The sequence below is a fragment of the Flavobacterium aquariorum genome, from assembly GCF_003254745.1.
GTDB classification, from domain to species: Bacteria; Bacteroidota; Bacteroidia; order Flavobacteriales; family Flavobacteriaceae; genus Flavobacterium; species Flavobacterium aquariorum.
In genome coordinates, this window is record NZ_QKXH01000005.1 from 41726 (window position 1) to 64324 (window position 22599).

Here is a 22599-nt window from a genome sequence, read left to right on the forward strand (position 1 = left end):
TATAGAATTACTTTTAATTAAATATTAACTAAACCACGGCATGAATTTTAAAGCAAAAATGAGTTTTTGGCAAATTATTAATATGAATGTTGGTTTTTTTGGCATTCAGTATAGTTTCGGATTACAACAAAGTGCCGTAAATCCAATTTATGATTTTCTTGGGGCAAGTCCTGACCAACTCCCAATTCTTAATTTGGCGGGACCGCTAACTGGATTATTGATTCAACCCATAATTGGTGCTTTGAGTGATAAAACCTGGTCTCCAAAATTTGGAGGAAGACGTAAGCCTTATTTTTTTATAGGTGCATTGGTGTGTAGTTTGGCTCTATTTCTTTATCCTTTTAGCAGTTCGTTATGGATGGCTGCTGGTTTACTGTGGATATTAGATGTAGGAAATAATACCGCAATGGAACCGTATCGGGCTTTTATTGCCGATAAGCTGGATGAGTCGCAACAACCAACCGGTTTTCAGGCACAAAGTTTTTTTACAGGTTTTGGGCAAACGTTAGCTAATGTTTCATTATTTATTTTCCCACTAATTTTTATTGGAACAACAGGAAAATTGCCAACTTGGGTTTTTGCATCCTTTTTTCTGGGCTCCATTTGCTCTATTGGGTCGGTTTGGTGGAGTTCATATACAACCAAGGAAATTCCTCCATCAGAAGAGGAGTTAAAAATCATGCAATCGGAATCACTAAATGTTTTTACTCCATTTATTGATATTGCAAAAGCAGTAAAGCACATGCCTAAAGTAATGTGGCAACTTGCACTAGTTTATTTATTTCAATGGTATGCACTTTTTTGTTATTGGCAAAATTCATCAAAAAGCATAGCACTTTCCGTTTGGCATACGACACCTCAAAAAGACATGAAATTGTATGGAGAAGCGGTAAGTTGGACGGGTTTAGTAAATGGCTGGTATAATGTAGTGACTTTTTTGGTTGCCTTTGCATTGGTCTATTTTGCAAAAAAGTATTCAGCAAAAATGGTTCATTTTACCTGCTTGATTTTGGCCGCAATTGGATTTTTACTTTTTCCCCATATTGAGAATAAGTATTTGTTATTTCCTGCCATAACCGGTTTTGGAATCGGTTGGGCTAGCATGATGGGAATTCCATATCTAATGGTTGTTTCACAAATCCCTAAAGAGCGATATGGTGTTTATATGGGAATCATTAATATGATGATTGTAATCCCAATGTTTATCCAGACTATTAGTTTTGGGTATATTTTAAAGCATTTTTTAAATAATGATCCTCGATTGGCAATAACATTTGCCGGAGTTTTATTAGTTTTAAGTGCTGTCTTTACTCTATTTATCGCAACAAAAAAAGAAAGTATAAGTGAATAATTTAGCATATAATAAAGCAATCGACTTACTTCAGGAAGTATCTTCTTCGGAAGGATTTTTGGCAAGTGCTCAAAACATCTCAAATTACAAAAGAGTTTGGGCTAGGGATGGTGTGATTTGCGGATTAGCGGCATTAGCTTCTGGAGATGAAAATTTGATAATTACTTTTCGAAAAACATTAGAGACTTTAGCACGAAATCAACATTATAACGGGACAATTCCCTCCAATGTAATGACTAGCGAAGAAGGTGTGGAAGTAAGTTACGGCGGTCTTGCCGGCAGAGTAGATGCAGTAACTTGGTTTGTAATTGGGATTTGTCAATATGCTTTTCATACCAAAGACTATTCTTTTGTAAAAAAACACGAAGCCAATATTGAGAAATGTTTGCAATTGCTCGAAGCCTGGGAATTTAATAACAAGGGACTTTTGTATGTGCCTTTATCCGGGAATTGGGCCGATGAATATATTACCGATGGTTATGTTTTATATGATCAATTGCTTCGGGTTTGGGCGTTGAAAAGTTATAATCATTTTGCAAATAGAGATTCTTTAACTGTCAAAATCGAAATGATAACAGCTCAAATTGAATGTAATTTCACACCCCATTCAGTTGGAGAGAAATACCACGAAAGAGCGTATAAAGAAATAAATATTCAAGATTTTATGCCTTGCTCTTTTTCACCTGCAGGCTACAAAACTCAATTCGATGCATTTGCCAATTCTCTGGCTTTGATGCTTAATATTGGGTCAAATGAATTTCAGAATTCCATAATAGACTATTCTTTGCAACTGAGAAATAAAATGGCATTGCGATTATTACCCGCTTTTTGGCCTCCCATATATGAAAACGACTTGGATTGGAACCTTCTTAAAAACAATTGTAAGTACGAATTTAGGAATTACCCCAATGAGTTTCATAATGGAGGCACTTGGTCTATGGTGAATGGATTTTACGGATTGGCGTTATTGTCCAAAGGAAAACAAAAAGAAGCTGATGAAGTTTTGGACGCCATAAATCAAGCCAATGCTGTTGAAGAGTTTAGTTTTTATGAAAATTTCAATAGTGAGACCAAAGTTCCAAATGGAGTCCCTTTTTGTGCGTGGAGTGCTGCAGCAACGGTTTTTTTGCATCAAAATAGGCATGCTAATTTTAAATTTTTAGTTTAAAATGGAAAAAACTATAGATATTATATGTGTGGGGGAATTGTTGATTGATTGTATCGGTCATCAAGTGAATGCTACTATTAGAGAAACGGAAGATTATCACAGATATCTTGGCGGTTCTCCAACGAATGTGGCTTTGAATGCGTCAAGATTAGGATTGAAGTCAGTTTTGGTGGCTGCATGCGGTAAAGACGGTTTGGGTGATTTTAGTATTCAAAAATTGAAAGAAAAAAAAGTGATTACTACACAAATTTCTCAGTTAGATAAAGCTTCTACCTCGATTATTTTGGTTTCAAAATCAACGGGAACCCCTGATTTTATTCCATATCGGGATGCCGATTTCCAGATTGTGCCAAACCAAATTCCAGAAGATTTATTAAAAAGCGCAAAAATGTATCATACTACTTGTTTTGCTTTAAGCAAAAAACCAGCTCAAAGAACCATTGTTGAAAATGCCAAGAAAGCCAAAGCTTTGGGTTTACAGACGAGTATTGATGTTAATTTTTCGGAAAGAATTTGGCCTGATAGAGAAGAAGCTAAGCAAATTCTTAGTGACTATCTATCAACTAATCCTTTTGTGAAATTAAGTGAAGATGACTGCTACCGTCTTTTTGCGGAAGCGAAATCAGAAGATTTTATATTCGACTATTTTCATGGTTTGGGGGTTTCTACTGTTTGTTTGACCAAAGGCAAGAATGGAGTGGTGTTGTCTGATAGAGAAACCGGAATAATTCGTAAAGAGGCATTGCCTGTTGCAGAAATAAAAGATACCACTGGAGCAGGAGATGCTTTTTGGACAGGATTTTTATACGCTCAATTGCAAAATAGAAATTGGGAAGAAACGATTGCCATTGCTCAAAGATTGGCTGTTTTAAAGCTTCAAAATATGGGAGGTTTGCCAAACGGAATCGATATTCTGGACTATCTAAACACCGATTTATAAACCTTATTTAAACCTTAAATGAAATGAGCATAAAAGTAAATTGGTCGTAAAAAACTAATGAAGATATGCGAATTCCATATTCAAATAAAAAACAAATATTAACTTTATATGAAAAACATCACCATTAAACTCGCATTATTTATTAATTATTTTGTTTTTGCAGCCCTTTTGAATAGTGTGGGATTGTTGATTCAAAAGTCTCAAAATATGTACGGTGTTTCAGAAGTACAGGCAAGTGTCTTGGAACCTGCGAAAGATTTAACTATTGCATTTGTTGCTTTTTTGATAGGTTCATTACTTCCTAAGTTAGGCTATAAAAAAGGGATGCTAATCAGTTTGGCTGTTGTTTTTACAGGGTGTTTTGTGATGTATTTTGGGGATTCGTTTTGGAGTGTCATCGTGCTATTTGCTTGTACAGGATTCTCTTTTGCCATAATTAAGGTGTCTGTTATGGCTTTAATAGGTGTAGTTACCGATACCGAAAAACAGCATAAGGCCTTTATGAGTTATATAGAAAGTGTTTTTATGTTAGGGATTGTGTTTGCCTATGTGATTTTTCCAATGTTTTATAGTGAAACCAATCCAAAAGCGTGGCTCAATGTTTACTTAGTTCTGGCGGGATTGATAGCTCTTGTTTTTGTTTTTATTTTAACCTCAAAATTTAATTTGCCCAAAGTAGAAAACCCTAAATCTTTTCAAGAAGATTTTAAAGATATGTTGGGTTTGTTGAAAAGACCTTTGATTTTGCTTTTTGCTGTTTTTGCCTTTATGTATGTGATGACCGAACAGGGAATAATGTCTTGGTTGCCTACTTTTAATCAAAAAGTGTTGCACCTCAATGAAAGATTGGCAGGACAAATGGCCGTGATTTTGATGCTTTCCATTGCCTTCGGACGATTTGTTTCGGGGATAATTGTCAAGAAAATACATTGGTATGTTTTTTTGACTATTTGTTTATTTGCAGCAGCGAGTTTAGTTGTTTTTGTTCTGCCTATGGCTTCGGGAATTGCGATTACACAGATTGATACCTTGGCACAAGTTCCGTTAATTGGATTTGTATTTCCATTAATTGGATTGTTTTTAGCGCCCATTTATCCTATCGTGAACTCAACAATTATAAGTGCTACCGAGAAACATTTTCATGGAGCCGTTGCTGGTTTGCTGACTTTTTTCTCAGCAATTGGAGGAACATGCGGATCGGTGATTATTGGATATTTATTCCAAAAAATTGGAGGAAGTAAAGCATTTTATTTTTCATTAATTCCTCTGGCAGTTCTTGTTGTTGTTTTGTTTTTTATTAACAAATTAAATAGAAAAAATGAAGCTCTTACTTAATGTCGAAATGGTATTTGAAGCGCTTTTGCTTCAAGAAGATACGGATAATGACAAAAAAATAACCAAAGATGATTTAGGTCCAAAAAAATTTGTTCTGATAGATGAAAATACTAAAGAAGAACAAATTATTAAAGGGACTTATCATTTATCCAATCTGCTTCAAGAATTGGCGGTGCTAAAAGAAAATGAAGACATATTGGGCGAGGTTGATTTGGATTATATCCTGGAGAATCCTGTAGAAAGAATTTCCAGAAAAATCAAAGAGGACTATTGGGATGAATTGACCCGAACTATTGATAAGAAAGGATTGAAACTAATTATTGAAGATGTAAAAACTTCCAATAAAGTAGCTACTCTTTATGTTTCCGAAAAGGACTCACAAGGTGTTACTTATTTTAAAGAATTAGAAAACGAGTTGAAAAATTTTGAAGTGGTCGTTATGCCTTCGGTTATTTCGGAAGATTATGTAGCAACATTGGATCATAAGCCAGGGATTTTGGCTTTAGCATTACAGAAAAAAGTGTACAGTTTACAGGGGGTTCCTTTTGTAGTGCCTGGGGGAAGATTCAACGAAATGTATGGTTGGGATAGTTACTTTATTGGAGTTGGATTATTGATTGACAAGAAATTTGATAAGGCAATTGCTATCGCCGAGAATTTTAAATATCAAATTATACATTACGGTAAAATATTAAATGCTAATCGTAGTTATTACCTCACCAGAACACAGCCGCCTTTGTATTCTTCGTTACTGGTTGCGATTGTCAAAGAGGGTAATGTCGGTCAAGAATGGTTGAGGAGCCATCTGGAAACTGTAATTCTAGAATATAATACGGTTTGGATGGTACAGGGAAATAGATTGACTCCGACAGGATTGAGTAGATATAAAGCGGATGGCGTGGGAATGCCTTTTGAGGTAGAACCAGGCCATTTTGATGATGTGTTACAACCTTATGCGATTAAATATAATTTACCAATTCGAGAATTCGAAAAACAATATTTGGCCCGAACAATTACAGATCCAGAACTGGATTTGTATTTTGTGCACGATCGAAGTATGCGCGAAAGTGGTCACGATACAACCAATCGCTTAATTAATACGTGCGCCAATTTGAATTCAGTTGATGTCAATAGTTTTCTTTACAAATATGAAAAAGACATCGAAAGTTTGATCAGAGATTATTTTGAAGGTTCATTTACTGTAGAAAATGTTACATATACTCCAATTGAATGGGCTAAGAAAGCTGAGTTCAGAAAAGAGAAAATGAATGAATTGTGTTGGAATGAAGAGGCAAGCATGTATTTTGATTACGATTTTGTAAATAAAAAACAATTCCCATTCGAAGCGGCAACAACATTCTTTTCACTTTGGGCTGGATTATGTGACGAACATCAAGCTCAAAAATTAGTGGAAAACGCTTTGCCCCTTTTTATAAAAACGGGTGGAATTACAGGCAGTACCCAAAACAGTTGGCTAGAATTGGATTCAAAATCTCCACAACGGCAATGGGATTACCCTTTTGGTTGGGCTCCGCACCAAATGTTGTTATGGGAAGGATTACTGAAATACAATTACAAGGACAAAGCCCATGAAATGGTTTATCGTTGGCTTTGGTTAATTACAAAAAATGCCGTAGAATACAATGGAACTATTCCAGAGAAATTTGATTTAGAAACCAGTTCACATAAAGTTTTTGCCGAATATGGAAATGTGGGAACTGAGTTTGATTACATTGCAAAAGAAGGTTTTGGTTGGGTAAATGCATCGTATCAATATGGGTTGCAAATTTTGGATGGTAAATTAATAGACGAATTGAATCGACTGACATCTCCAGATGAATTGTTTTAGTAAATAAAATTTATTATTTTTTTTACTTTTTGTATATGATTTTTTTCTAAATTTAACTTTCTAAAATTTATCTATTATGACTGTAAATCAAATACTAAGCACAAAAGGAAGAGAGGTTTATTCTATTGTTTCGACCATTACCGTTTTCGAAGCGTTGAGAGTAATGGGGGAGAAAAATATAGGAGCTATTCTTGTAATTGAAGACGGAGCTTTGAAAGGAATTTTATCAGAAAGAGATTATGCGAGAAAAATTGTTTTAAAAGATAAGTCTTCAAAGAAAACGCCTGTTAGCGAAATCATGGAGAGTGATGTGGTGACCGTTAAGCCTTCTGATAATTTGGATTATTGTATGGAATTAATGAGTAAAAGAAGAATCAGACATTTACCAGTGATTGAAAATGGAAATATAATTGGACTTGTTTCAATTGGTGATGTCGTAAAATCCATAATAGAAGTTCAAAAAGAAACCATAAAACATTTAGATTCCTATATTTCGCAATAACAGTTAGTTAAAATGAACAGTAAGTAGCCACATCACGTGTGGCTATTTTTTTTGGTTATAAATTATCGTAAATTATAATAAAAGAAAGAGATAAAGGCTTCTGTTTTAAAGGAAGTCCGTTATCTTTGCGGATTAGAAAAAAAATAAAAAATGGATAAGAACAGTAAAAGAAGAGAAGCGTTATTGTATCACGCTAAACCAACTCCAGGTAAAATCCAAGTAGTCCCTACCAAAAAATATGCAACACAAAGAGATTTGTCTCTGGCCTATTCTCCAGGAGTTGCAGAACCATGTTTGGAAATTGCAAAAGACATCAATAATGTTTATAAATATACCGCTAAAGGAAATTTAGTGGCTGTTATCACAAATGGAACCGCCGTTTTGGGACTTGGTAACATTGGGCCGGAAGCTTCAAAACCAGTAATGGAAGGAAAAGGTCTTTTGTTTAAAATATTTTCTGATATTGATGTGTTTGATATCGAAATTGGAACCGAAAATGTTGAAGAATTTATTCAGACAGTAAAGAATATTGCTCCCACTTTTGGAGGAATCAATCTTGAAGATATTAAAGCGCCGGAATCTTTTGAAATCGAGCGTAGACTTGTTGAGGAACTGAATATTCCGGTAATGCACGACGATCAGCATGGGACAGCAATTATATCTTCCGCAGCTTTAATTAATGCATTAGAATTGGCGGACAAAAAAGCAGAAGATGTGAAAATGGTCGTGTCCGGTGCAGGATCTGCAGCTATTGCCTGTGCCGATTTGTACGTTTTATTGGGAGTAAAAAGAGAGAATATCTTAATGTTCAACAGTAAAGGTCTTTTGACCAAAGACAATCCTGCTTTGTCTGAATTGCAATTGAAATATGCTGTAGAAGGAGCTTCTCTTACCCTTGAAGAAGCACTGACAGGAGCAGATATTTTCTTGGGATTGTCAACTGCAAATGTGATGACTCCTGAAATGTTATTGGCAATGGCAGATAATCCTATTGTTTTTGCCATGGCAAATCCAGATCCAGAAATTGCGTACAATCTAGCTATTTCAACACGTAAAGATGTTATTATGGCGACTGGACGTTCTGATCATCCTAATCAAGTAAATAACGTACTAGGATTTCCATATATTTTTAGAGGGGCACTTGATGTTCGTGCCACTAAGATAAATGAGGCTATGAAAATGGCTGCCGTAAAAGCACTTGCTGCACTTGCCAAAGAGAATGTTCCAGAACAGGTAAATATTGCTTATGGGGCTACTAAATTGGTTTTTGGAAGGGAATATATCATTCCAAAACCTTTTGATCCTAGATTGATTGCTGTAGTTGCGCCTGCAGTTGCCAAAGCTGCAATGGAATCGGGAGTGGCATTGAATCCAATAACTGATTGGGAAAAGTATGAGGAAGAACTTTTGAATCGTTTGGGTAACGATAATAAAATGATTCGAATGATTACCAACAGAGCCAAAACTGATCCTAAGAGAATTGTTTTTGCGGAAGCGGAACAATTGGATGTTTTAAAAGCTGCTCAAATTGTTTATGAAGAAGGTATTGGGTTCCCAATTTTATTAGGGAATAAAGAAATCATATTGGAACTAAAGGAAGAGCTTGGTTTTGATGCTGATGTTCAAATTGTAGATCCAAAACTTGACGAAGAACAGGAAAGAAGAACTAGATACGCTGTTGAATTATGGGAGTCTAGAAAAAGAAATGGAATTTCACTTTTTGATGCTGAAAAGTTCATGAGAGAGAGAAATTATTTCGCTGCCATGATGGTGAATACTGGTGAAGCCGACGCTTTAGTTTCTGGACATTCCAGAAGTTATCCTTCCGTTGTGAAACCAATGTTGCAAATAATTGGCAAAGCCCCGAATGTTTCTTTGGTAGCTACCACAAATATTATGATGACAAATCGAGGTCCGATGTTTTTGTCTGATACAGCGATAAATATAGATCCAACTGCCGAGGAATTGGCCAAAATTGCAGTGATGACAGCCAATACTGCAAAAATGTTTGGAGTTGAGCCTATTATTGCGATGGTATCGTATTCAAATTTTGGATCTTCGGTGAATAAAAGTGCTACAAAAGTGAAAGAAGCAGTAGCTTATTTGCATGAAAATCATCCTGATATTATTGTTGACGGAGAACTTCAAGCTGATTTTGCATTGAATCCAGATATGTTGTCAGCCAAATTCCCTTTTTCAAAACTAGCAGGAAAAAAAGTAAATACCTTGGTTTTTCCAAATTTGGAATCGGCCAATATTACTTACAAACTCTTGAAAGAGTTGAATAAAGTAGGTTCAATCGGGCCAATCATGATGGGAATGAAAAATCCTGTTCATGTTTTCCAATTGGGTGCCAGTGTTGAAGAAATGGTAAATATGGCTGCAATTGCGGTAATTGATGCACAAGAAAAAAGTATGAGGTTGAAAGGGAAATAGATTTAAAATACCCAGAGATTAAAATTTGAGATTTTAAGATTTAAATGTAATGTGTTGGTTTATACTTAAAAGAGTACTCCATTAAACGCAATACATTTGTCTTTTAATCTCAAATTTTATTATATTTGAACAGATAATTTATTTTATGATAGCACATTTACAAGGAAAATTAGTGGAAAAATCACCTACAGATGTTGTGATTGACTGTAGTGGAGTTGGTTATCACGTAAATATATCTTTGCACACTTATTCATTATTACCCAATACCGATTTTATAAAACTTTATACCTATCTTCAAATAAAGGAAGATGCCCATACTTTGTTCGGTTTTGTAGAGAAATCTGAAAGAGAAATTTTTAAAATGTTGTTGTCTGTATCTGGAATCGGAGCCAGTATAGCACGAACAATGCTTTCTTCTTTGGAACCCAAACAAATTATTAATGCCATAGCCTCGGGGGATGTAGTTACAATTCAAAAAATAAAAGGAATTGGTAGCAAAACTGCCCAAAGAGTAATCCTTGATTTAAAAGAAAAAGTGTTAAAATTGTATGATTTAGATGAAGTTTCAATGTCATTGAGCAATACAAATAAAGATGAGGCGTTATCTGCTCTAGAAGTTCTTGGTTTTGTTCGAAAAACATCTGAAAAAATCATTGAAAAAATCGTAAAAGAAGACCCAGAGGCTACTGTGGAGACTATAATCAAAAAAGCATTAAAAAATTTATAAGAGGATAATAGAAGCCTAATCGATATGCATAAAATTTACATTTTTTTGCTGGTATTATTTTGTGGTTTTGTATCGCAGGCTCAAGTGCAAAGTGTTGTTCAGGATACAATAAAAAAAGGATACGATGTTGGTGAGGTTCAGATGGCAAATCCTCAAAGCATTTTGTCTGCCTATACCTATGATCCAGTTACGGATACCTATGTCTATACCAGTTCTATAGACGATTTCAATATCAATTATCCTATTGTTTTAACTCCTGCTGAGTATGAAAAGTTGATGCTAAAAGAATCGATGAATGATTATTTTGGCAAAAAGTTGGATGCCATTGATGGGAAAAAAGAAGGAAGTGATGCAGCCAAAAAGGATTTATTGCCTCGATATTATATCAAATCTGGACTTTTTGAATCGGTTTTTGGAAGTAATACCATCGATGTAAAACCAACAGGATCTATTGAAATTGACTTAGGGGTATTGTATACCAAACAAGATAACCCAGCATTCTCCCCCCGTAATAGAACGAACACCTCATTCGATTTTAATCAAAGGATAAGTATGAGTTTGTTAGGGAAAGTGGGGACACGACTACAGGTTAATGCTAATTTTGATACCCAATCCACCTTTGCTTTCCAAAATTTATTAAAATTGGAATACACCCCAGCGGACGATGACATTGTTCGGAAAATTGAAGTGGGGAATGTTAGTATGCCCTTAAACAGCACTTTGATTCAAGGAGCTCAGAGTTTATTTGGTGTAAAAACGGAATTACAATTTGGTAAAACAACGGTTACGGGAGTTTTTTCAGAACAAAAATCACAAGCCAAAAGCGTAATTGCCCAAGGAGGAGGAACTATTCAGGAATTTGAAATGTATGGTTTGGACTATGATAATGACCGCCACTTCTTCTTGTCTCAATATTTCAGGGATAAATATGATGCTTCATTAAAAAATTATCCTTTTATTGATTCAAGGGTTCAAATAACAAGACTGGAAGTTTGGATTACCAACAAACAAAACCGAGTAAACACAACCAGCAATAATTTAAGGAATATTATTGCGCTTCAGGATTTAGGTGAGGCACAAATAACTGGGTTGCCTGATAATAAGGTAGTAGTGTTGAATCCTTCTACAGGAATGTTTATCAAGCCAATTGATTCTCCATCAGATAATACCAATAACTTCTATGACCCTGCTTTAATTAAGACCAACACAGGTTATTTGAATGATAACATTCGTGAAATAGTAACCGCAAGTTCTGGGTTTTCGCCTTCTATCACTGTTAGTGAAGGTCAGGATTATTCAAAATTGGAAAATGCCAGAAAGTTATTGTCGAATGAATATACTTTTAATCCTCAGTTAGGATACATCTCCTTGCAACAACGATTAGGGAATGATGAGATTTTGGCAGTAGCCTATCAGTATTCAATTGGTGACAAAGTTTATCAAGTAGGTGAGTTTGGTAATGATGGTGTTGAAGCTACTGTTGTGGGAGGGAATCAGCCTTCCAATCAAACGATTGTTTCTCAGACTTTAATTCTGAAAATGTTAAAAAGTAGTTTGACAAATGTATCAAACCCAGTTTGGAATTTGATGATGAAAAACATTTATCAAATACAAGGCGCCTATCAATTGCAGCAGGAAGATTTCAGGTTAAACATTTTATATAAAAATCCATCAGCCTTAAATTATATAACTCCTGTTGACGGAAGTCCTTTTCCTGCCAATCCAACTCCTGAAAATACGGTAGAAAACACTACTTTGTTGAAAGTTCTTAATGTAGACAAATTGAATTACAACAATGATCCACAAGCAGGGGGTGATGGTTTTTTTGATTTTATTCCTGGTCTAACCGTGGATCAACAGAATGGTCGAATCATTTTTACAAGTAAAGAACCTTTTGGTGAGTTATTGTTTTCTAAACTAAAAAATCAAGGCTCAACCGAAGATTACAATGATGTAAATACTTACAACGAAAATCAAAAAAAATACGTAAATCCGTATATGTACAGGGTTACCCAAGCAGGAGCCATTCAAAACCCAGAAGTAAATAAGTTTCTTTTGCGAGGAAAATATAAATCTGTAGGTGGAGAAGGAATTCCGATTGGTGCATTCAATGTTCCTTTGGGATCCGTGAAAGTTACTGCTGCCGGAAGGGTGTTGGTTGAAGGTGTTGATTATAGTGTCAATTATCAATTGGGTAGAGTTCAAATTTTGGATCCATCATTACAGGCTTCAAATACTCCAATTGAAATTTCATTGGAAAACAACTCTGTTTTTGGACAACAAACCAGAAGGTTTTTTGGGGTAAATGTGGATCATTTAATATCCGAAAATTTTATGGTTGGGGCTACTTTTTTAAACATGAAAGAGAAACCATTCACACAAAAATCAAGTTATGGTCAGGAATCCGTAAATAACAGTATTTTTGGATTGCACGGGAATTTTTCATCTCAAGTTCCGTTTTTTACTCGTTTGGTTAATAAGTTACCGAACATGGATACTGATGTGCCTTCTAATATTTCAGTAAGTGGAGAATTTGCTTATTTGATGCCCAATGCATCTGATGGGGATAAATTTCAGGGTGAATCCACTATTTATGTTGATGATTTTGAAAGTTCTCAGTCCTCTATCGATTTGCGATCTCCTTATGCTTGGACCATGTCATCTACTCCAGAGAACAATACAACCAGTACTTATAATTTTAATGGAAATTTAAATGGGTTGGATTATGGTTTCAAAAGAGCCAAATTAGCGTGGTATTCTATAGATCCCGTTTTTTATACTTCAAAACCATCGGGAATAACAAATGATGATTTGTCTTTGAATACTACAAGAAGGGTTTATAGTGAAGAATTGTATCCATTGACAGATATTGTTCAAGGTCAGTCGCTTGTGGTTAGTACGCTGGATATGAGTTATTATCCAAAGGATCGTGGACCTTACAATAATTCCTCGACTGTCTCTGACAATCCCAACGAAAATTTTGGAGGAATTGTGAGATCGTTAAGTTCTACCAATTTCGAGCAAAGTAACGTAGAATATATTCAGTTTTGGGTTATGGATCCTTATGTGGGTGCGGGAAGTGTACCAAAATCTAATACAGGAAAAGTCTATTTCAATCTTGGAGAAATTTCTGAGGATGTTTTGAAAGACGGCAGAAAAGTATATGAAAATGGTTTTGGTCCCGATCAAGTTGTAGTGAATCCTCCTCCAGTATGGGGAAATGCACCAGCCTCCCAATCATTAATTTATGCTTTTGATAATAATGAGGGCAACCGTACCAACCAAGATATTGGATTAGATGGGCTTGCTTCTGTTGAAGAGGCAAAAGTGTATTCTAATTATGCTTCAGAACCCGATCCTGCAGGGGATGACTATACCTATTATTTAAATACTACTGGAGGTGTATTAGATCGCTATAGAAATTACAATGGAGTCGATGGAAATTCAAATGTTAACATTAATTCGGCTAACAGAGGTTCTTCAACAGTTCCTGATGTGGAAGATGTGAATAGGGACAATACAATGAACACCATCAATGCCTATTATGAATACAGCATTGATATGAAACCTGATATGCAAGTTGGGCAAAACTATATTGCGGATGTAAGAAATACTACTGTTACTTTACCAAACGGCAGTTCAACCGAAGCAAGATGGATACAATTTAAGATTCCGATTTCCCAACCTGAAAATACTATTGGAAAAATTTCTGATTTTAGATCCATTCGATTCATGAGAATGTTTATGACCAAATTTACGGATCAGGTTACTTTGCGTTTCGGAGCATTGGATTTGATAAGAGGAGAATGGAGACGTTATACACAAGCATTAGATTTTAATGATTTGAATGTTGATGATGATGGAACTGTTTATGAAACAGCTTCTGTGAATATTGAAGAGAATTCCAGTCGATGCCCCATAAATTACGTGAGTCCGCCAAGTGTGAAAAGAGAACAATTGTATAATAATAATACAGTTATCAATCAGGATGAGCAGTCCTTGTCGATGAAGGTTTCCGGGAAAGGGCTTGAGCCTTTAGATGGGCGTGGGGCTTTCAAAAATTTCAATATTGACATGCGTCAATATAATAAACTTAAAATGTTTTTGCATGCCGAATCTTTGCCAGACGAAATTGCCCTGCAAGACAATCAAATGGTGGCATTTCTGCGTTTTGGTGCGGATTACTCGAATGATTTTTATCAAGTAGAAATTCCTTTGAAAGTTACTGTGGCTTCTGCTTCTGGTGGAAAAGATTGTCCGCCATTGAGTGCAGATTTAGTTTGGCCATCAGATAACGAAATAGATTTGTCTTTGGAATTATTGACTCAATTAAAGCTTAAGTCTTTAAAGATAGACAAGTCAACTTTGCCGGCAGATGGGATTTATTATTCGGATGACGATCCAAATGAAACTAATGGTGATGGAAATAACAAGTTGCGTTTAGGAATCAAGGGAAATCCAAATTTAGGTTTGATTCGAAATATAATGCTTGGTTTAAAAAGTAATGAGCTTCATCAAGATATAAAAGGGGAAGTGTGGTTCAATGAACTTCGTTTGGCTGATATGGATAATAAAGGTGGTATTGCAGCTTTGCTAAACGTAGATACTAACTTTGCCGATTTGGCAACAGTCTCATTGACAGGTAATATCAAAAATTTTGGGTTTGGTACTATCGAGCAGGGGCCTAATGAAAGAAGTAGAGAAGATATCCAGCAGTATAATGTAGTGACCAATATTAATTTAGGAAAATTTTTGCCTAAAAAATGGGCGGTCAATGTGCCTTTTAATTATTCCATTGGAGAAGAAATTATTAAGCCCGAATACGATCCTTTTTATGAGGATATCAAGCTGAAACAAGTTTTGGATAATGCCGATACTGACGCAGAAAGAAAAAGCAAATTGGATCAGGCAATAGATTACACCAAGCGTAAAAGTATCAATTTGATAGGAGTACGAAAAGAAAGAAGCGCTGAAAAGAAACCCATGCCATATGATGCCGAAAATTTCACTTTTTCTCAATATTATAATGTAGTAGAGCGTCACGATTTCGAAGTTGAAAAGAATGTAGACCAACAATCTAGAACTACTGTTGATTATGCTTTTGCTTTTCAGCCAAAACCTGTTGAGCCTTTTCAAAAAACTAAATTCATGAAGAAAAGTACTTATTGGAAGTTTCTGAGTGATCTTAATTTTAATTATTTACCTTCAAGTGTTACTTTTAATACCAATGTGGTTAGACAAAGTAATGAACAGCAATTTAGACAGGTAGAAGATATAGGTATTGGTTTTGAACCATTGTATAGAAGAAATTTTGGTTTTAATTACCAATATGGCTTTAATTTTAATTTGACAAAATCATTAAAAATAAATTATACTGCAGCTTCCAGAAACTTAGTGAAAAATTATTTGGATGCTAATGATCAGCCAATGAATGATGTAACTATTTGGGATGGCTATTTCGATACCGGAACTGCCAATTTTCATATGCAACAGTTCATTTTAAACTATGAAATTCCTTTTGATAAGATCCCTTTTTTAAGCTTTATAAAGGCTAATTATTCATATACGGGTGATTACAGTTGGCAGCAGTCTTCTGAGGCATTGAGTAATATTGAAATTGAAGGAACGCGTTACAATTTGGGAAATACTGTGCAGAATGCAAGATCAACTAATTTTAATTCCACATTCAATATGGAAACCTTGTATAAATACATAGGGATTTCCAAAAGCTCAGGAAGTAAGCCAAAACCTGTTGTCGCTCCTAAGCCAGGCGAAAAAATAGTAAAAACGGATCCATTAAAAAAGATTAACCAAAATCAGTTTATAGATGGATTGAAAGGGATATTGACGAGTGTAAAAAGTATCAATCTTAGTTTTACTGAGAATCAAGGAACTGTTCTTCCGGGATATATTCCTAGCGTTGGATTCTTTGGGTCTTCAAAACCTACTTTGGGTTTTGTTTTTGGTAGTCAAAGTGATGTGCGATATGAAGCTGCAAAGAATGGTTGGTTGACCAATTATCAAGAGTTCAATCAAAATTATACAAAAGTAAACGATCAAAAGTTTAAAGGTTCTGCCAATTTGGAGTTGACGCCGGATTTAAAGATTGATTTATTGGGAGATCGTTCCTATTCGGAGAACTTTTCAGAACAGTATGACGTAGGTGCTGATGGAGGTTATAATCCAAGGTCTCCGTATAATTTTGGTATTTTCTCCATTTCAACAGTGCTGATAGGGACTTCTTTTTCTACCAGTAATGAAGTTCGATCTACGGCTTTTGATGAGTTTAGAAAGAATAGGCTTATTGTTGCCAATAGGTTGGCTACCGAAAGAGGAATAGATATTAATAATCCGGCAAGTCTTGATTCGAAAGGGTATCCTATTGGTTATTCAAGTTCCAATCAGGCTGTTTTGTTACCTGCTTTTTTGGCTGCTTATTCTGGTACAAGCGCTGATCATGTTTCATTTGATATTTTTAAAAGTTTTCCATTACCCAATTGGGCTATCAAATATACTGGATTGATGCGGTATGAGTTTTTCAAGAAAACATTTAAGCGATTTTCTTTGCAACAAAATTATAGAGCTTCTTATACGGTAAATTCATTCCGTTCTAATTTTAATTATACAAATAACCCAAATGGTGTTGATGATAGTGGAAATTTTTATAACCCTACTATTATGTCAAACGTTACTCTGGTTGAACAGTTTAATCCTTTGATGAGAATTGATTTTGAATTGAAAAACTCTTTCAAGTTATTGACACAAATTAATAAGGATAGGGCTTTGTCTATGAGTTTTGATAATAATTTGCTAACCGAAGTTCATGGTATAGAATATGTGGTAGGTTTGGGGTATCGTATAAAAGATGTGATTTTCTCTTCCCGATTGGCAGATAATCCAATGGGAATTATAAAAAGTGATATAAATATCAAGGTTGATTTGACTTTGAGAGACAATCAAACAATTGTCCGCTATTTGGATTATGATAACAATCAGTTGGGGGGTGGACAAAATATATGGACATTGAATGCTACTGCTGATTATTCTTTGAGCAAAAACTTAACTATAATTTTTTATTACAATCACTCTTTTTCTAAACCGGTTATTTCAACTTCGTTTCCACTAACGAATATTAGTTCCGGATTTACTTTCCGTTATAGTTTTGGAAATTAATTTTTGAAAATCTAAACCATAATTGTGCATAAGATTGTTACATTTGTACAAAAAATAAGTATTAATTATCAATTATCATTTTTATGAGCATACCAGCAAATTTAAAGTACACAAAAGATCACGAATGGGTTAGTCTTGAAGGAGATGTTGCTACAGTGGGAATCACTCATTTTGCACAAAAGGAATTAGGAGATATTGTATATGTTGAAGTTGAAACTTTGGATCAAACTTTAGATAAAGATGAGGTTTTTGGAACAGTCGAAGCTGTAAAAACAGTATCTGATTTGTTTCTTCCGTTGTCTGGGGAAATCATTGCATTCAATGATGCTTTAGAAAGTAATCCAGAAAGTGTAAATGCAGATCCTTATGGTGCTGGATGGATGATCAAAGTAAAAATTTCTAATCCGTCAGAAGTTGAAGAGTTACTCTCAAGTGAGGCGTATAAAGAGCTTATAGGTGCCTAAATATTTTTTGTTCTTGGTTGCTTTACTATGGACTGGGATTGTGAGTTATTTTTGTTTAGTCAACTCGAATGAAATTCCTGTTATAAACATTCAAAATCTAGATAAGTGTATTCATACTTTCTTTCATTTAGTATTTACTTTTGTTTGGTTTTTGTTTTTTCAAAAACAGTTTCAAAGTGATAATAGAATTAAACCTTTGATGTATTCTTTTATTTTTTCTTTTGTTTTTGGGATTGCGATAGAAATATTGCAAAACTTAATAACCACAACTAGAAGTGCTGACGTTCTTGATGTTCTAGCTAATGTAGTGGGAGCAATATTAGCTGTCTTCATGGTTGTGATTTGTAATAGATTCAATATTTTAAATTCAATATTAAAAAAATAATACCCACTTCGGTGGGTTTTTTTATTTTGTATGAAATACCATTGAGGTCGTTTCATTCGAATAATGTAATTTTGCTTAGTTTAACTTCTTAAATTCTAAAGATGAACATTAAGGATTATTTGGATTCTACCTATTTGAAAACTAATGTTCAAGCTGGTTTGAGCGAAAGTGAAAACATAGTTGTAGCTCAGGGTTTTATTCAAGAAGCTATAGAAGAGGGTTTTAAGTTGATAATGATACGTCCTGATAGAGTTGCTTTGGCAAAGGAAATGATAGTTGCTGCAGAATCAAAGGTGTTAGTGGGAACTGTGATAGACTTTCCAGAAGGCAAATCTTCTTTGGATAAAAAATTAGATGAAGCTCTTGAATGTATACAAAATGGTGCCGATGATTTGGATTTTGTCTGTAATTATGAAGCTTTCAAAGCAGGTGATGTTGACTTGGTTGAAGAAGAAATCCTAAAAGGTACTCAGCTAGGATTGAAACACAATAAAACAGTAAAATGGATTATTGAAGTGGCAGCTTTAAATGAATCACAAATTGCACAATTTTCTGCATTGATTAAAAATGTGGTGATTTCTAATTTTAACGAAAGATCGTTTAGTTCTGTTTTTGTAAAATCGTCAACGGGTTTTTATAAAACAGAAAATGATTTACCTAATGGCGCTACTGTTTCTTCCATTAAAATAATGCTTGAAAATGCATCACCACTTCCTGTCAAAGCGGCCGGTGGTGTAAGAACGTATGAAGAAGCCGTGAAAATGGTTGAGCTTGGTGTGAAACGAATTGGGACTTCAGGTGCCAAAGCAATTGCAAATGGAGAAGAGTCTTCTTCTCAGTATTGATTAGACATATTATTCAAATGATAAAAAATTATTATTCTTTTCTTTTATTTCTTGGGGCATTAGCTATAAATGCACAAACTCCAACTTCGAATAAGTTAGAATCTTCTGACGAGCGCTTTCCTGTTTTTTCAAATTGTCAAAATTTGCAGGGACAAGATTTAAAAAATTGTTTCTATAACGAAGTACAACAATATGTATATCATAATTTTAAAGTGCCTGAAAAGTTGCAACAGAATAACTATAAAGGACTTGTTAAAGTGCTTTTTGAAGTTGATGTGACTGGTAAATTTAAAGTACTGTACATAAATTCGAATAATGAAGAACTTATTGCCGAAACTAAAAGGGTATTTGGCGGTTTTCCTATAATTGACCCGCCTACTTATGCTGGAAATCCAACTTATTCCAAATTCAATATAAGTATAGATATTCCGTTGTTATCTCCTGAAGAGATTGCAGCTACAGCATTGGCTAGAAAAGAAAATATTAACGTAAACGAAGGCTTAACAGAATTGGATAGTATTGTATACAAACGTTTTGATAATCCCCAATTTTCTAGTCATTTAAGTATTCCCTTTTCGCATAGTTATTATGCCCAATTCGATGGTGAAATAAATCAGGTAGGGAGTAATAATCATACAGCTTCAAAGCCTTACTCTTATGCCGAAGTTGAGAAATATTATAATTTTCAAAAAGTTAATGCCAGTCTTATGAAGAATAAGTCGGGTTGGTGGGGACGAAAAGTATGGAATGAAAATTTAGCAGAAATTAAAGGTGAAGGATATTGGTTTGCCTTGAATTTTCTGTTTAATGTTCAAGGTGGGATTTCCAATCCAAGCAAGACAGATTATACATTTGTTAATACAAGGGCACTTAATTTTAAAGGAGGTCTTGGGAATCATTTGAATTTCACAACCACTTTTTATGAAAGCCAGGGACGCTTTGCTGATTACTATAATGCTTATGCCAATTCGATAAAGCCGTCTGGTGGTAATCCCGCTATTGTTCCAGGTATTGGTATTGCAAAGTCGTATAATTCGGATGCTTATGATTTTCCTTTGGCCGATGCTAATATTTCCTATAATGCTGCAAAATTCTTGGATTTGCAATTGGGATATGGAAAAAATTTTATAGGAGATGGTTACCGTTCCTTGTTTTTGGGCGATGGCACGAGTCCTTATCCTTTTTTTAAGATAGATGCTAATTTTTGGAAAATTAAATACACCGTAAATTATATGTGGCTAAAGGATGTTCGTCCAGAAGTTACTGTTGATAGAACGTATGCGTCCAAATATATGGTGAATCACTATTTAAGTTGGAATGTTTCGAATCGATTGAATTTAGGTTTTTTTGAATCGGCTATTTGGACAAATACTAATGGAAGAGGTTTTGATGCGAATTTTATAAACCCAATCGTGTTTTATAGAGCAGTTGAGTTTTCGTCTTCATCCAGAAGTGGGAATGCTGTTTTGGGATTGAGCTATAAGTACAAATGGAACAATCAGGTAAATTTGTATGGGCAATTTCTTATCGATGAATTTTCTACTAGTGATATAGCTGCCGGTGAAAAAAGTTGGAAAAATAAATTGGGATATCAATTGGGAGCCAAATATTTCAATGCATTTCATGTGGATAATTTGGTGTTGCAATTGGAGTTCAATCATGTTCGCCCTTATGTGTATTCACATAGCGATCCGATTACCAATTATGGACATAACAACCAAAGTTTGGGCCATCAATGGGGAGGGAATTTTCAGGAGTTGGTTTTGTTAGGGTATTATCATAAAGACAGATTTTATTCAAATGCTAAGTTTACTATAGGAACACGAGGACTTGATTTTGATACGGCTGATAATTCTTTCAACTATGGTCAAAACATTTATAAAGACTATGATGAGAATAGACCTTATGACAAAGGAGTGAAAGTGGGACAGGGAAATAAAACAAGTCTTTTTATCACAGAAGTTCAGGTGGGTTATTTGGTAAATCCTGCTACTAATTTGAAGTTTTTTGGTAATTTTTTATATCGAAATTTTGACCCTACAACCAATACTGCGACAGTATTTAAAGAGCAAACGACTTGGTTTACTGTTGGTTTTAGATCAGATGTATTTAATTGGTATTTTGATTATTAATAGATTTGGAAAGTATTTTTTTTAGGATTAATTTAAAATTAAAAAAATGAGAAAACACATAATGGCTTTTCTTTTAATGATCACCTGCTTTAGTTTACAAGCTCAAAAAAGCAAAAATTTTTCAGTATTGGCTTATTATACAGGTGATGATAAACAGATAAATGATTTTGAAGTTGAAAAATTAACTCATATAATATATAGTTTTTGTCATCTTAGGGATGGAAAACTAAATGTTGATAATGCCAATGATTCTATCACGATTAAGCATTTAGTTTCATTAAAAGCCAAATATCCTCAGTTGAAAATAATGTTGTCTCTAGGAGGTTGGGGTGGTTGTGAAAACTGTTCGAGTGCTTTTTCAACAGCTTCAGGGAGGGCTGTTTTTGCCAAATCTGTAAAAGAAATTAATGACTATTTTAAAACCGACGGGTTGGATTTGGATTGGGAATATCCTACTATTAAAGGGTTTCCAGATCATTTATATCAACCAGCAGATAGGAAGAATTTCACAGAGTTGGTAAAAGTTTTAAGAACTGAATTAGGGAATTCTAACGAATTAAGTTTTGCGGCAGGCGGGTTTCAAAAATATTTAGACGAATCGGTAGAGTGGGAATTGGTAATGCCACTTGTGGATCGTGTTAATATTATGAGTTACGACTTGGTTAATGGATATTCGAAAGTTACCGGACATCATACACCGCTTTTTAGCACCAATAAAGATGAGGAATCTACAGATAGAGCGGTCGAATATTTGTTGAAATTAGGTATTCCGTCTCATAAAATAGTTATTGGCTCGGCTTTTTACACTCGAACATGGAAAGATGTAGAGAATATTAACAATGGATTGTATCAACCGGGAGTACATACGGGAGGTGTGAGTTTTAATAATTTTAAAGATGAATTGACTGAAGAAAAAGGGTGGAAGTATTTTTGGGATAAAAAAGCAAATTCTCCATATTGGTACAATCAGAAAGAAAAAATGTTTGCAACAAGTGATGATATTGCCTCTGTGAAAGCTAAAACTTCTTATGTTATAAAAAAGAAACTTGGGGGGATTATGTTTTGGGAGCTTGGTTTGGATACCACCAGGAATGGCATGATAGATGCGATTTATCAATTAAAAACTAAATAGTTTTTGTTTTATTAAAGTAATGCATTTTATTCAGTGTTGATGTTATTGAGAAATGATATTTTTGTTTTAAAAGATTAATTAAACAGTAAAAACCGACTAATGCAATAACTAATTTTTCAAATTTCAATTTCATAGACCATTTTTGAATCTAATTTGTATA

Annotated in this window: 14 protein-coding genes; all 14 read left to right on the forward strand. The window is 34.6% G+C overall.

The genetic code is table 11. The features are described from left to right. Positions 1 to 40 precede the first annotated feature (40 nt). The 14 genes from DOS84_RS08865 to DOS84_RS08930 all read left to right on the forward strand — a co-directional run bounded on the left by DOS84_RS08865 (position 41) and on the right by DOS84_RS08930 (position 22439). Positions 41 to 1351, forward strand: a complete 1311-nt coding sequence (locus DOS84_RS08865) for an MFS transporter (protein WP_111409775.1) — start codon at positions 41 to 43, stop codon at positions 1349 to 1351. Further along, positions 1344 to 2519 carry a glycoside hydrolase 100 family protein gene (locus tag DOS84_RS08870; RefSeq protein WP_111409776.1) on the forward strand — a complete coding sequence of 392 codons (1176 nt, stop codon included), beginning with the start codon at positions 1344 to 1346 and terminating at the stop codon, positions 2517 to 2519. Before DOS84_RS08865 ends, DOS84_RS08870 begins: the two co-directional genes overlap by 8 nt. A gap of 1 nt (position 2520) precedes the next feature. After that, positions 2521 to 3459: a carbohydrate kinase family protein gene (locus DOS84_RS08875; protein WP_111409777.1), complete on the forward strand. Its 939-nt coding sequence runs from the start codon at positions 2521 to 2523 to the stop codon at positions 3457 to 3459. Positions 3460 to 3567: 108 nt separating this feature from the next. Beyond that, complete coding sequence (locus tag DOS84_RS08880; RefSeq protein WP_111409778.1) at positions 3568 to 4794, forward strand: MFS transporter; 1227 nt, start codon at positions 3568 to 3570, stop codon at positions 4792 to 4794. Next, positions 4778 to 6643, forward strand: a complete 1866-nt coding sequence (locus DOS84_RS08885) for a trehalase family glycosidase (protein ID WP_111409779.1) — start codon at positions 4778 to 4780, stop codon at positions 6641 to 6643. The genes DOS84_RS08880 and DOS84_RS08885 overlap by 17 nt, the downstream gene beginning before the upstream one ends. 76 nt (positions 6644 to 6719) lie before the next feature. After that, positions 6720 to 7145, forward strand: coding sequence for a CBS domain-containing protein (locus tag DOS84_RS08890; protein WP_111409780.1), 426 nt, complete (start codon positions 6720 to 6722; stop codon positions 7143 to 7145). A gap of 150 nt (positions 7146 to 7295) precedes the next feature. Next, the gene (locus DOS84_RS08895) at positions 7296 to 9581 is read left to right on the forward strand and encodes an NADP-dependent malic enzyme (RefSeq protein WP_111409781.1); all 2286 of its coding nucleotides are present in this window, start codon (positions 7296 to 7298) and stop codon (positions 9579 to 9581) included. A gap of 145 nt (positions 9582 to 9726) precedes the next feature. Continuing rightward, positions 9727 to 10308 carry a Holliday junction branch migration protein RuvA gene (gene ruvA / locus DOS84_RS08900; RefSeq protein WP_111409782.1) on the forward strand — a complete coding sequence of 194 codons (582 nt, stop codon included), beginning with the start codon at positions 9727 to 9729 and terminating at the stop codon, positions 10306 to 10308. Positions 10309 to 10332: 24 nt separating this feature from the next. Further along, positions 10333 to 17481, forward strand: a complete 7149-nt coding sequence (gene sov, locus DOS84_RS08905) for a T9SS outer membrane translocon Sov/SprA (RefSeq protein ID WP_111409783.1) — start codon at positions 10333 to 10335, stop codon at positions 17479 to 17481. An 83-nt stretch (positions 17482 to 17564) separates the two neighbouring features. After that, positions 17565 to 17945, forward strand: coding sequence for a glycine cleavage system protein GcvH (gene gcvH, locus DOS84_RS08910; RefSeq protein WP_111409784.1), 381 nt, complete (start codon positions 17565 to 17567; stop codon positions 17943 to 17945). Between the two features lie 40 nt (positions 17946 to 17985). Beyond that, positions 17986 to 18330, forward strand: coding sequence for a VanZ family protein (locus tag DOS84_RS08915; protein ID WP_243636357.1), 345 nt, complete (start codon positions 17986 to 17988; stop codon positions 18328 to 18330). Between the two features lie 101 nt (positions 18331 to 18431). Further along, positions 18432 to 19175, forward strand: a complete 744-nt coding sequence (gene deoC, locus DOS84_RS08920) for a deoxyribose-phosphate aldolase (RefSeq protein WP_111409786.1) — start codon at positions 18432 to 18434, stop codon at positions 19173 to 19175. 17 nt (positions 19176 to 19192) lie between these two features. Continuing rightward, positions 19193 to 21307: a gliding motility protein RemB gene (locus tag DOS84_RS08925; protein WP_111409787.1), complete on the forward strand. Its 2115-nt coding sequence runs from the start codon at positions 19193 to 19195 to the stop codon at positions 21305 to 21307. A gap of 46 nt (positions 21308 to 21353) precedes the next feature. Then, a complete protein-coding gene (locus DOS84_RS08930) occupies positions 21354 to 22439 on the forward strand; it encodes a glycoside hydrolase family 18 protein (protein WP_111409788.1) in 1086 nt (361 codons plus the stop codon). The last annotated feature ends 160 nt before the right edge of the window (positions 22440 to 22599 follow it).